The following is a 12752-nucleotide window of genomic DNA, read 5'->3' on the forward strand; positions in this document are numbered from 1 at the left end:
CTATTCGTTTATTACCGGGTCCTCGAAAAGTTCAAATTTAGTTTTTGGGCGCCTTTTTTCCAACCATTTAAATCCACGCAGGCGCATTTCACCATGATTTACCTGGCGAAAGGGGTACATGGTTCCTTCCACGGAGCTTCGGAATACTACCCGGTTGAGTTCCTTATTTGCAAAATAAAAATCAATGATATCTGCGGTGGATCGGTTTACTCCGGAATAGGCCGAATCCTGATCCTGTGCATAATAGATACTCTCAGCGGAACCTTTTGCCCGCATGTAATTGATCACTCCATCTGTGAAATAGCCATTGATCGTATTTCCTTTAATCTGGTTGTAAAAATCTTCTGCTGTCCGGTTTATTACCAGCCCATTATCATATACATGTAGCCGCTCCGGGTCTTTGTTTTTGGTATATAAAAAAATAGTATCTCCTGTTACCTGCGTCCCATTGGCCCAGGCTACCGGATCAGTAAACATTCTGAATATGGAATCCACGCCTGAATAAAAAAGGCTGTCGCAAACTGCCTGCAAAGAGTCACTGAATATCCTTACCCGGTGCCAGGCCTGGAAATAACGGTTACGGTTAGTCGTATCTGCCGGGTCCAGCACAGTAAGTCGCCATAAACTGTCAGAAATTGCTGTGCTATCGGTACCCAAACTATCCGTTACCACTTGCACGGGGCGGATAAATGTTTTCTGGTAATCTGTCTTATCCGTTAATCGGGCTGAATACAAAGTGTCCGCAGATACAAATATGGAATCCTCTTTTTGTTTGATGATCATCAGCGGTCGTTGCGTTGCCAGGAGGGTATTGGTTTTTTTATTTGCTTTCAAATCATTTGCCAGAATGGAGATACCCTGGGCTGTATCGCGAAATACCGCATTTCCCCTCGCATAACTATCCCCGGTATTATCATCAAAACCAACATCATCTCCCGTTACAAAAGTGGTTCCGTCTTTAATGACCGGCCGGCGACCAAATTTGGCCACTTTGTTTTTCATATCATAATACCCTTCCGATGTAGTGATATCACGTCTACCGCTATCTGAAAGGATTCTTGTTTTGGTAATAAATGTAGCTATCCGGCTATCGGTGTTAAAAAGCAGCGAGTCTGTTGCCAGGTCATATTCCGGATCTTTCATCTTTACGTCCTTTTTGAAATAGACGTCCTTCATGTCGCCGTAATAGATCGCTTCCTTACTTGTCAGTACCGTTTTATCACTAACTACTTTTCCTCCATTGGTGTAGGTGCCGATTTTTAAATTGGTATCGTATTCCAGGTCATTGGTAGTGAGTACACCTTTGCCATCCGTCAGCCTTACATTCTTTTTGAGATAGGCTTTTTTCTCATTGGAATAATAGATCAGGTATTGTGCATAGGTGTGTATGCTGTCGGCGTCATTAATATGTACGTTTCCGAAGGCTTCCACTACCCCTGTAGCCGGATTAATCACTGCACTGTCGCAGTAAAACTTGGTAGTGCCCTGTTCAAGGAAAACATTGCCCGCCAGCATCTGGAGTTCGGTAACTGAATCTTTTTTCAGATAACGAAAGCGATCGGTTTTACGTACGAGAACAATATCCATGGTATCAGCCGGATTCGCAGGCGGAACAGGCTCCTGCGCAATTGCAGGCAGCATTGCCAGCAAAAGCAACCAGCTTAACAGTAGTCCAACCAGTCGCATTTTATTGAGATTGTGGCGTCGTTTGTGTAGAATCATTTAAGGGCGCCTGCAGGGGTTTATTCTTGTCTTTACGTCCGAATACAGATACATTAATATACCGTTTCGGATGCACCCTTACATCATCGAGCAAAATATTCAAACTTCTGGTTGTGTTTTCCAGGTTCTGATATAATTGTTTATCATTTAACAGAAGTCCCAAAGACCCATCCTTACTATTCGCTTTTTCAACCAGTCCATTTAAATTGCCAATGGTTGACTGCAGATTATCTACCATTCCTTTAATATCGGCAGCAGCCAATTGATCAGTGGTTTTTTCCAGGTTACCCAGGGTATGGGTGATACTTTCATTATTCGAAGCAAGGTTACCACTAACCGATTCCAGATTGGCCATGGTTTTATTAAGATTGCTGTTCTGGGATGCAATCAACTGATTTAATGCAGCAGAGGCTTTTGCTAAATTGGCAATGATGGTATGGAAATTATTTTTTGTGTTAGGGTCAAAATAGGTCCCTACTACCTGGATCAGCGAATCCAGGGAAACCAGTGTGCCATCCAGGGATTGCAAAGCGGGATTCAGCGTACCGGTTACTTCATCCAGCATGGCGATTTTGACTTTACTGCCAATTGTATCTCCATCTGCCAGGAATTCACCGGCGTTGCCTGGTTCAATTACAAGGTTGGAGGTACCTAAAAGACTTGCATCAATAAAGGCAACGGAATTTTTTGGAATGTTAATATGGCGGGCCAGGTTGATGGTTACTACTATGCCATCTTCAATATTCGGACTGCGTTCGCGAATTTCAGAAACCATCCCGATCTGTAGCCCATTGAGTAAAACGGGACTAGAATTCGCAAGCCCGGTAACTTTTGGAAAAATCGTATATACCTGATCGTTTTTGTCGAAGAAACTTTTTCCCTTCAGAAAATTGAAGCCAAGTATCAGTAAGGTAATACTTACCACTGCCAGGATTCCGATCTTGGTTTCATTAGATATTTTCATGCACTAAGAATTGGAGTCAAATGTAAGGATTTAATTTCCAGTTGTGTTTCGGGGCAAATGCCGTGGGTTTTCCAATTCTTCTTTATAGCGTTTGAACGCAGTTACGATATTGGTAACTACTTCCTGCTGTCCGGCTTCACTTACCAGGTACTCTTCTTCCTCCTTATTGGTAATAAACCCGGTCTCAATCAGGATGCTGGGCATACCAGTTGCCTGTAAAACCCAGATTCCCTTGTGATTTCGTTGCTTCACACCAAAGCTTTTTCTTCCCGCACTGGCAAATTCTTCTTCAACAAATTGTGCCAGCAGGGCTGAATTACGGAAAAAATACTTGGTATATAATTGTGCCCGGATTTTCGCTTCGGGGGAATTCAGATCCAATACGTTGTTGGGATCATCCACCGGTTCTTCTTCACCGCTTTCCTCTTCATCCAGCACGATATTCTCACTTTTCGCACTGGATCGGTCAGCCGCCCAAATATAGGTTTCAGTACCTATCCGGGTATTTTTAACATAATAACTTTGATAAATCGGTTGTTTGATCAGCTTTTTCTTCCTGGTTTTTCCTTTTCCTACATAAACCACCTTGTTCTTATACCCAACAATTTTCTTCTGATACCATCCCCCGGCTTTCTGACCGGTTGCATTCAGGTGAATAGAGATAAAGAGATCACCCTTTGCTTCATTGGCCATTTCAGCCCTGATCCGGTTCGCCAGGTTGGGGTCGGTTACTCCTTTTGGAAGATTGGCATCTTTTCTTGTGTAAATGAAATTAATTTCAGGATAAGCCTGTTCTAATTCCTTACCCAATTTCAGTGCAATGGATAATGCTACTTCGGCTTCTGTGGAAATAAGTCCCCGTGCTCCCGGATCCCTTCCGCCATGGCCGGCATCAATGATTACTGTCTTCAGCGCATTTTTAGTAGCCTGTGCGATGCTGTTTTTTGAAAATATTAGCAACACGCCGGCAGCGATAACTATATAGAGTCGGGTCTTGAACAATCTGATCATACAATAACCTTTGAATAATGGGTATCGAATCCCTATTTTTGCCCCCATTCAATAGTATGAAGGACGGCGGCAAATTTAGTTTAAAATACATTTTTATCGGGCTTTTTGCACTGCTGCTTGTAATATTAACGCACGCTTCCAAGGCGAATTATCCATTTTCCGGAAAATTTAATGCCCCTTTAACGCATCAGCAGCGCGATACAGTTCCTTCCAAAGTGGATAGCCTGCCACTCAAAAAAGACAGTCTTGGCAACCCAATCAGGGATACTACTGGCAAACTGTTCCAGCAAATTGATACTTTAAATGTTAAGATTTCTTCGGATTCCCTGGATGCCCCTGTTCAATATGCAGCTTCCGATTCCATGGTGCTGGATGTGCCTACAAAAAAAATAACGCTTTATAATAAAGCCAGTACCAAGTACAAAGACCTGGATCTGACTGCCTATAGCATTGAACTGGATCAGCCGACCCAGATTGTGGTGGCTACCTTTATGCTGGACAGCTTAGGTGAAAAACAGGGTAAGCCGCATTTTGTACAGGGAGAAAGTAATATGGATGCAGATTCCATCATTTACAATTTCAAAACCCAGAAAGGGATCACCAAAAGCACCTTCACCCAGCAGGGGGAAATGTTTGTATACGGTAGCAGAATCAAGAAAGTTAATATCAATGATTTCTTTGCCCTGGATGGCCGGTTTACTACCTGTAACCTGGATACTCCACATTTTGCATTCCGTACCAAAAAACTGAAGCTGGTTAATAAAAAACTGGCAGTGAGCGGACCCATCCATCCTGAATTTGAAGGTGTTCCGGTGCCTATTTATATCCCATTTGGTTTTTTCCCGCTATCCCAGGGGCGCAAATCCGGGATACTACCACCTCAGTTTGTTGCCAATGAACAATTTGGTCTGGGTTTGGAAGGGGTTGGATATTATAAAGTCCTGGGAGAAAAATTTGATGTCATGCTTCGGGGCGATATCTATTCCTATGGTGGTTGGCGGGCCGTACTAACACCTACCTATAAACGACGCTATCGGTACTCGGGCAGGCTGAACCTTTCCCTGCAGAATACCCGGATCCTGAGTCGGGATGCTACAAAGGAATTTGATGTTAACCGGAGTTTCAACATTCAGTGGAGTCATGTGGCAGATGCCAAAGCCAGGCCCGGTACCAGTTTCCAGGCCAGTGTAAATGCTGGTTCTACGCAGTACAACCGTTTTGTTGGAGCCAACCCATCCATCAACTTCCAGAACCAGATGTATTCTTCCATCGCCTACACCAAAAACTGGAATAACAAATTCAACCTTAGTTTAACCGCCGGGCATGATCAGAATAACCGGACCCGCCAGGTAAATGTTCGTCTCCCGGATGGATCTTTCACCGTCAATAACTTTTATCCTTTTCAGAAGAAAGAATTTGTGGGTACACCGAAATGGTATGAAAAACTGGGGATTGGTTTGAACTCTCAATTCCGGAACCAGGTTTCTTTTTATGACAGTGCATTCAGCTTTACCCAGTTGATTGATACCATGCAATGGGGCGCCCAGCACAATATTCCGATTACGCTTTCGCTTCCATCCCTGGGACCCATCCAGATTGCACCGGGTATAAGTTATTCAGAACGTTGGTATGCCCAGCAATTTGATCGTACCTGGAATCCTGCCACCAATAAAATTGATACTTCCATCAATCGGGGTTTTTACACTGCCCGCGACATGTCATTCAGCATGAGCCTGAATACCGCACTATTTGGTACCTATGATAAGTTTGGTAAAAACAGCAGCATACGTGCAATTCGCCATGTGATCCGCCCATCGGTTTCAGCCAGTTATAAACCTGACCTGAACGGTAAGGATTATTATTCCACCCAGGTAGATACTACCGGCAGGCAGGTTCGTTTCAGCAGGTATGCCGGGAGTTTGTTTGGCGCCTTCGGCGAAGGGGAATTCGGTGGTCTCAGTTTCAGCCTGGATAATAACCTCGAAATGAAAGTTCGTTCGAAGAAAGATACTACTTCAGAGGATGGTATCCGAAAAGTCCGACTCATTGATGGTTTCGGTCTAACCGGCAGTTATAACTTCCTGGCGGATAGTTTTCAGTTGTCTCCCATCAGCCTGTACCTGAGAAGCACCTTGTTTGAAAAGATCAATATCACGGCTTCTGCGAGCCTCGATCCATACAAGACAGACCGCCAGGGGTACCGGATCAATGAACTGGCCTGGTCGGGAGATGGATTTTCATTGGGTAGGATTACTTCGGGAAACATTGCCGTATCTACATCTTTTACCAGCAAACAGAAGGAGAAAAAAGAAATTCCACCGGATGAAGACCTGAGTGGAATCGGACTGCCGATGACCAATGAAGAACAGCAGGCATTAATCAACAATGTGCGAAACAATCCGGCTGAATACGCCGATTTCAATATCCCCTGGTCGGTGAACCTATCCTATTCACTGAGCTTCAGCCGTCTTTTAAAACGAGATTATTCTGGTTATGAAACCCAGATTAATTCCAGTGTCAATGTAAGCGGAGATTTCAATCTTACGCCCAAATGGAAACTGGGTGCAAGTACCTTTTATGATTTCCGGGGCGCTTCCATACAGCAGCTAACGATGTTCCTTAGCCGCGAACTGCATTGCTGGCAATTAGGTATCAATATCACCCCGGTTGGTTTGTATCGCACCTTTAATATTACGATCAACCCGAAATCAGGGCTGTTGAGAGATTTGAAAATTAACCGGTCAAAATTCTTTTATACGCAATAAGAGGAAGTGAGATGTCAGACGTGAAACGTGAGACAGAAAACAATTTTCACTTGTCTCTTCTGACGTCTCACGTCTCACGTTTCACTTTGTCGCTCATCAATTCATACGCCCGCTCTTTCAAACTATCCACTGTATCGGTATCCAATACTTCAATGGGTTCAAGGAATTCGATACGCAGGGGATGAGGCATCAGGTAAAAAGATTTATGAGGCGGATTTACTTTACGGGTATTAAATATTACACCGGGAATAATAGGTGTCCGGGTATCAATCGCCAAACGAAAAGCACCATCATGGAAAGGCTTTAATGGCTGGTCAGTGGTGTTACGTGTACCTTCCGGATAAATGCACATGTGTAAACCCATCGCCAAAACTTCTTTCATGCGGCCATAACTTTCTTTCCGGCTTTTATCGCTTTTGCGATCCACCAGCACGCTGCCCAATTTGTAAATGATCCCAAAAACCGGAACCTTTGCCATCTCCGCCTTTGCAATGGTTTTATTGCCTCCGGGAATGGCAGGAGAGGAAATTGGTACATCCATTAAAGCATTGTGATTGCAGATTACAATGTAAGGCTGCCCTTTTTTGAAATGTTCTTTACCTTTTACAAAAAGCGGACAACCAATGCCCGGTAAGAATACACCCATCCAGATGCGCGAATACCGAATGAACCGATCTGTCCTCCTGGGTTCTCCGATGGTCATACAAAATAAGGCCACCGGAATCAGAAATACCAACATGGTTAGGGTGAATAAAAGCATTGCCCATAAAGCCCATATCCTGCCAAAAACTTCTTTGAACCAATTCATGTTGCGAAGGTAGTTTACAAAGACCAATCGATGGGATCAATACCGTTTTTAACGAGGTACTCATTGGTTTTGGAAAAATGCCGGCAACCAAAAAAACCTTTATCCGCACTGAAGGGAGAGGGGTGTGCCGCTTTTAATACCAGGTGTTTGGTTTCATCAATCAATACCTGCTTTTCCTGTGCAAATTTTCCCCACAACAGAAATACGATGTGTTCTTTACGGTCGCTGATGGCACGAATCACCGCGTCCGTGAAGTCCATCCAGCCAATTTTAGCATGGCTTCCAGGTTCATTTGCCCGAACCGTTAGTGCGGCATTCAGGAGCAAGACCCCCTGTTCGGCCCATTTTTCCAGGTTGCCTTTTCGTGGAAGTTGTAAGCCGATATCCGCCGCTATTTCTTTGTAGATATTGAGCAGGGAGGGTGGCGGTGCAACCCCATCCGGTACGGAAAAACTTAAGCCATGTGCCTGTCCCGGATTGTGGTAGGGATCCTGCCCCAGGATTACAACTTTCAGTTTGTCCGGTGGCGTTTTATCAAAGGCATTGAATATCATCGAGCCGGGTGGATAAATGATTTTCCCGGCACTTTTCTCCGTTTTCAAATGTGTCACTACCTGCAGGAAATAGGGTTGATGAAACTCCTGCTTCAAAAAAGATTTCCAGCCAGCCTCAATTTTTACCTCCATTAAATCTTGGTTTAATTCTGAACACAAGTTAGGATGGAACGAAAATCAACGTAAATTATATTTCCAAAATCAGCAATTATGATAGAGAATCTACTCAACCTTATTCGCGAAAATGCCGGGGACAGCATTATCAACAACCCCGATATTCCCAATGAACGCAACGATGAAGCTATTCAGGCAACCGGTGCCTCCATCCTTACCGGCCTGCAAGGCATGATGGCCCAGGGTAATGTAAAAGAGGTATTGGGAATGTTTGCACAGGGAGAGGTGGACCAGCAAAATCCGGTTGTACAAAACCTTTCCGGTAATGTAATAAGTGATATGATGGGCAGATTTGGTATGGACCAGGGAAAGGCTGGTTCCCTGGTAGGGAGCCTGTTACCAATGATCCTGAATCAACTGGTTCGTAAAACCAATGATCCTTCCAATAATGGATTCAGCCTGGATGGATTATTTGGGCAATTGAGCGGTGGCAGAACTTCCGGTATGAACCTGGAAGGAATGGTAGGAAAACTGGCAGGTGGTGGACTGGATCGCGATGGAGATGGGGATGTTGATTTCCAGGATTTGGCCGGTATGTTTACAGGAGGTAGCAATGCAGGAGATAATAGTGGTGGTATGGCAGGAGGTAATGCACTAGATGCGCTTAAAGGTATTTTCGGAAGATAATTTTCAATATAACCCTGAACCGGAGCTATTCAATGCTCCGGTTTTTTTAATTCAGCAAGATGACCAACAGAAGAAATTTTATCCGGCAATCAATAAAAGCCGGGGCCGGGGTTTATCTCGGCACCATGGGACTTAGTGCTGCTTCCTATGCCCGTATTATCGGGTCAAACGACCGTGTAAATGTTGGAGTGGTTGGCTATTCCGATCGTTTTCGTCAATCCCTACTTCCCAGTTTCCTGAACCATTACAAGGAGTTGAATTTTGATATGGTGGCTGTTTCCGATATCTGGAAACGAAGAAGGGAAGAAGGTGCCTCCCAATTGAAAGAAAGATTTGGACACGATATCAAAGCCTGTGTTAATAACGAAGAGCTATATACGCTGAAAAATATTGATGCGGTTATCATCAGTACTGCTGATTTTCAGCATGCGCTGCATACGATCGAAGCCATGAAAGCGGGTAAAGACGCGTACACAGAAAAACCCTTCGCGGAAACGATGGATGATAACAATGCAGCATTGGCTGCAGTAAAACAGGCTGGTAAGATTGTTCAGATCGGTTCCCAGCGACGAAGCGGACCCAATTACAAAGCTGCGGCGAAATTTATTGGTGAAGGCAAATTTGGTCCTATTACCATGGTGGAACTAACCTGGAATGTGAACCAGCCCGGCAGATGGCGGAGGCCCGACCTGGTGGCAGCCATCCGTGAACAGGATACAGATTGGAAGCGCTTTTTATTGAATCGGCCTTATGAAGCCTGGGATCCGCGAAAATACCTGGAGTATCGCCTGTTCTGGCCCTACTCCTCCGGTATGCCCGGCCAATGGATGAGTCACCAGATTGATACTGTACACTGGTTCTCCGGACTCGCGCATCCGAGAAGTGTAGTTGCCAACGGCGGTATTTATATGTGGAAAGATGGAAGAACGAACTGGGACACTACTACTGCCGTGTTTGATTATGGTCCGGAGAACGATGCTGCATCCGGATTTCAGGTAATCTTTTCTTCACGTATGCATAACGGTGATGAACGTCCTGCTGAATTGTATTTTTCCAATGGGGGCGAATTGAACCTGATTACCAATAAAGTTTCACCAGCCGGTGGATTGCGTAAGAACCATGCCGATGCCATGAAAATGCAACCCAATCTTTTACCGGAAATGGACCTGGTTGCAGAAAAAATAGAAGTGGCTGCTTCTGCCAATACCGGCGGGGATCCGCTAACAAGTGCGCATATGCGAAACTGGATGGAATGTATCCGGAGCCGGAAGCAGCCCAATGCTCCGGTTGAAGCGGGCTATAATCATTCCATAGCTACCATTATGACCAATGCTGCAGTTCGGACGGGTGGCAAAGCGGTATTCGATTCAAAAACCAAACAGGTTTTGGTGGATGGTAAAGTGTTCAAATATTAAGAGTTGCCATGAATTCATTTTTTATCGGTTGTGCAGTGCTGTTAGTACTGCCAACCTTTTCCAATGCTCAGTCATCCGGTTTGAAATGGGTGAATAAACCGGATCAGAAAATTCACGAACTACATTACAAGAACCGGTTACTGACAGCCTACCGGTACGATGATTCCATTATGAAACCGGTGCTGTATCCCTTAAATACAGTTTCGGGAACTACCGTTACCAGGGGGTTCCCGATTGCGCCCAGGCAGGGCGATCGTACCGATCATCCGCACCATGTTGGGTTATGGCTGAATTATGAATCGGTAAACGGACTTGATTTCTGGAATAATTCGACCGCAATTCCCTTTGAAAAAAGAGCATCCTATGGTTCCATTTTCCACCAGGAGATACTGAAACAGGAGGCGCGTGGTGATCAGGCAGTATTAGTAGTACGTGCGCTATGGAAGAATAAAGCAGGCGAACTGCAGTTACATGAAAAAACGGAGTTTCGGTTTAACGTAATAGGTGATCAATGGCAGGTACAACGAAGTACTACTCTCATGGCTGCTGATAAAAAAGTAGTTTTCAAAGACGTTAAGGACGGCATGCTGGCCATCCGGGTAGCCCGTGAATTGGAACAACCTTCCAAAGAAGCCAGCTCTTTTGTGGATGCCAATGGCATTGTTACCAAAGTAGATCAATTGCCAACTGAAAATATCACTGGCTTGTATACCAGCAGTGAAGGACTTACCGGTGATGCCGTTTGGAGCAGTCGGGCACGCTGGGTGATGTTAAACGGGAAAATTAAGGCAGATCCTGTAACTGTTGCCATGATAGATCATCCTGCTAATATTGGTTATCCAACATATTGGCATGCCCGGGGATACGGTTTGTTTGCATTGAATCCGTTGGGTGCTGCGATATTCAGCAATGGAAAAGAAAGCCGCAACCTGGTATTGGAACCCGGACAATCCATACATTTCACCTACAAGGTTGTTATACAGGGGGGTAAAAACCTGAGTGCGGCGGAAATGAACCAATTGGCCGATAGATTTGCTGATTAGTCGGCCCTAAGTTTACTTCAGACTTTGCAAATAATCCAATAAACATTCCTGGTCTGCCTGGGATAATCTCTTTATGAGCCCCTCATACATCAATGATTTTTTCTGTTTTTCAAAGCTTGCTATTTCGATTCTGTTTACCTGTACTATGTGGTTGCCGATCAACATCAGATCGAATTGCTGATCATTGGCATTTACAATTCTTCCAAGTAGTACCTTGCCATCTTTTAAGGTGATTTTTGTTCCATCCATACTTGGTTTAATGATTGCTGATGGATTCATGATGGATTCATAGATTTCTTCGCGCGACATGCGATTGCCAAGACCTTTCAATGTGGGACCTAATAACTCCTGCCCATCCTCTGTTGCGTGACAGGCAAAACAGGCAGTGGTTTTATACAGGTCTTTTCCTTTCTCCAGGGAACTGCTGCTGAATGTTTCCTGATTAACAGATCGTTTTTGTTGAGTTTTGATTTTTAGTTGTGGATCATAGACGAGTTTATAAAAACCTCCCGAGCTTTCCTGGATCGGATTATACCAGTAATCAGCAACTCCATGTGTGGCAGCATACAGTGATCCGTCTGTGCCAAAAGCAAGATCGCTTAATTTGGGAATATCAGCCACGGGATATTCGGTAAGTTCTATCTTACCTGATTCCGCTTTTGAAATCCTTACTCTTGCAATACCTCCTCTTTTCCATCGTTCCGCCGGTCCATAAAACGCGACAAATAAATCACCGGCTGTTCCACCAAAATCATTTTCCGTTGAGTTGAACTCAATTCCACTTGGAGCCAATTCCATTTGGAAGGACAAAACCGGTTTTTCAGTGGAGTCTGTGGGGTTGAATTTTTTAGCATTATGCCCATAGAATTTTCCAGGTACCAGCCGGTTTAATTCTTCCGTCCGATTACCGCCGCCTTCATTATCGGCAAAATATAGATCACCATCCGGATGAAAGCTCATTCCATAAACCGATCGGATTCCTGTTGCCAGTCGTTCTGCCTGTTTCCCATCAGGGGAAATTTTTAGAATTGCACCCCGGTATCCGTTGGGATCTGGTGAAGCTCCTGCATTCCAGGAGTCTGTCGTTACTGCTCCATATAAACAATTGTCTTTTCCAAAACACAATCCGCTGATCCATTCATAGGGATGTTCGCTTTGTGGAATATCCCTGAAAAAAGTCCAGCTGCTATCGGCCTTGCCATCCTTGTCCAGGTCTACATACGCCCTGATTTCTTCCCGGGTGCCAATAAAAATCGTATCCCCTCGGAAGGCAAACCCACCTGGATTATGCAACCCATTATCCGCAACTGAACAATACAAACCTGCTTCATCTTCTATGCCATCGGCGTTTGAATCCAGTAGGCGGTAAATAGCACCTGAAGCATTGGCGGCATAGATAAATCCGCCCGGACCAGCACTGATCTGAATCGGATTTTGGATGGTTACTCCTTTGGTAATCGGGAGTTTTAAAATTCGATAGGGACCATAGGCGATGGCCGAACTATCTTCATACTGACTATATGTATCCTGCTGTGCATTCTCTTTGCAGGAAATAAATAGGCTCTGTATGAACAGGAATAAACTGCACAGTACGAGCTGTTGAAATCGCATCTTCATGTTAAAAAAGAATTAGAGAAGGGAAGAATGCACGAATCAGAGTAATTGGAAT

The 12752-nt window shown here is 44.5% G+C and carries 10 protein-coding genes; 4 read left to right on the forward strand and 6 right to left on the reverse strand.

Annotation, left to right across the window (positions count from 1 at the left end; translation table 11 throughout):
- The 3 genes from MD536_RS03525 to MD536_RS03535 are packed head-to-tail and all read right to left on the reverse strand — an operon-like array spanning position 1 to position 3697.
- Entirely contained in the window at positions 1-1686 is a 1686-nt protein-coding gene (locus MD536_RS03525) for an OstA-like protein (protein ID WP_239595857.1), read from the reverse strand.
- 1 nt (position 1687) lies between these two features.
- A complete protein-coding gene (locus MD536_RS03530) occupies positions 1688-2686 on the reverse strand; it encodes an MlaD family protein (RefSeq protein WP_239595858.1) in 999 nt (332 codons plus the stop codon).
- Between the two features lie 30 nt (positions 2687-2716).
- Positions 2717-3697, reverse strand: a complete 981-nt coding sequence (locus MD536_RS03535) for an N-acetylmuramoyl-L-alanine amidase family protein (protein WP_239595859.1) — start codon at positions 3695-3697, stop codon at positions 2717-2719.
- Between the two features lie 56 nt (positions 3698-3753).
- Between MD536_RS03535 and MD536_RS03540 the strand changes: the two genes are divergently transcribed.
- Entirely contained in the window at positions 3754-6462 is a 2709-nt protein-coding gene (locus MD536_RS03540) for a putative LPS assembly protein LptD (RefSeq protein ID WP_239595862.1), read from the forward strand.
- Positions 6463-6529: 67 nt separating this feature from the next.
- Here MD536_RS03540 and MD536_RS03545 read toward each other — a convergent pair whose 3' ends face one another.
- Together MD536_RS03545 and ung are read right to left on the reverse strand one after the other, a co-directional pair.
- Positions 6530-7270 (reverse strand): lysophospholipid acyltransferase family protein, encoded by a 741-nt coding sequence (locus MD536_RS03545; RefSeq protein WP_239595864.1) that lies wholly within the window; start codon positions 7268-7270, stop codon positions 6530-6532.
- A gap of 14 nt (positions 7271-7284) precedes the next feature.
- A complete protein-coding gene (gene ung / locus MD536_RS03550; RefSeq protein WP_239595867.1) occupies positions 7285-7956 on the reverse strand; it encodes a uracil-DNA glycosylase in 672 nt (223 codons plus the stop codon).
- Positions 7957-8034: 78 nt separating this feature from the next.
- On the opposite strand from ung, the gene MD536_RS03555 reads away from it, so the two are divergent.
- The 3 genes from MD536_RS03555 to MD536_RS03565 are packed head-to-tail and all read left to right on the forward strand — an operon-like array spanning position 8035 to position 11083.
- Positions 8035-8625, forward strand: coding sequence for a DUF937 domain-containing protein (locus tag MD536_RS03555; protein WP_239595869.1), 591 nt, complete (start codon positions 8035-8037; stop codon positions 8623-8625).
- 59 nt (positions 8626-8684) lie between these two features.
- Positions 8685-10040, forward strand: a complete 1356-nt coding sequence (locus tag MD536_RS03560) for a Gfo/Idh/MocA family protein (protein ID WP_239595871.1) — start codon at positions 8685-8687, stop codon at positions 10038-10040.
- Positions 10041-10048: 8 nt separating this feature from the next.
- The gene (locus MD536_RS03565; protein ID WP_239595872.1) at positions 10049-11083 is read left to right on the forward strand and encodes a DUF6807 domain-containing protein; all 1035 of its coding nucleotides are present in this window, start codon (positions 10049-10051) and stop codon (positions 11081-11083) included.
- Positions 11084-11095: 12 nt separating this feature from the next.
- Here MD536_RS03565 and MD536_RS03570 read toward each other — a convergent pair whose 3' ends face one another.
- Entirely contained in the window at positions 11096-12700 is a 1605-nt protein-coding gene (locus MD536_RS03570) for a DUF7133 domain-containing protein (RefSeq protein ID WP_239595879.1), read from the reverse strand.
- Positions 12701-12752: the final 52 nt, after the last annotated feature.

Source organism: Flavihumibacter cheonanensis (assembly GCF_022352215.1).
GTDB classification, from domain to species: Bacteria; Bacteroidota; Bacteroidia; order Chitinophagales; family Chitinophagaceae; genus Flavihumibacter; species Flavihumibacter cheonanensis.

Excerpts from the sequence above, each read along its gene's own strand:
- MD536_RS03525 (WP_239595857.1), bottom strand. The coding sequence starts at position 1,686 with ATGCGACTGGTTGGACTACTGTTAAGCTGGTTGCTTTTGCTGGCAATG.
- MD536_RS03530 (WP_239595858.1), bottom strand. The coding sequence starts at position 2,686 with ATGAAAATATCTAATGAAACCAAGATCGGAATCCTGGCAGTGGTAAGT.
- MD536_RS03535 (WP_239595859.1), bottom strand. The coding sequence starts at position 3,697 with ATGATCAGATTGTTCAAGACCCGACTCTATATAGTTATCGCTGCCGGC.
- MD536_RS03540 (WP_239595862.1), top strand. The coding sequence starts at position 3,754 with ATGAAGGACGGCGGCAAATTTAGTTTAAAATACATTTTTATCGGGCTT.
- MD536_RS03545 (WP_239595864.1), bottom strand. The coding sequence starts at position 7,270 with ATGAATTGGTTCAAAGAAGTTTTTGGCAGGATATGGGCTTTATGGGCA.
- ung (WP_239595867.1), bottom strand. The coding sequence starts at position 7,956 with ATGGAGGTAAAAATTGAGGCTGGCTGGAAATCTTTTTTGAAGCAGGAG.
- MD536_RS03555 (WP_239595869.1), top strand. The coding sequence starts at position 8,035 with ATGATAGAGAATCTACTCAACCTTATTCGCGAAAATGCCGGGGACAGC.
- MD536_RS03560 (WP_239595871.1), top strand. The coding sequence starts at position 8,685 with ATGACCAACAGAAGAAATTTTATCCGGCAATCAATAAAAGCCGGGGCC.
- MD536_RS03565 (WP_239595872.1), top strand. The coding sequence starts at position 10,049 with ATGAATTCATTTTTTATCGGTTGTGCAGTGCTGTTAGTACTGCCAACC.
- MD536_RS03570 (WP_239595879.1), bottom strand. The coding sequence starts at position 12,700 with ATGAAGATGCGATTTCAACAGCTCGTACTGTGCAGTTTATTCCTGTTC.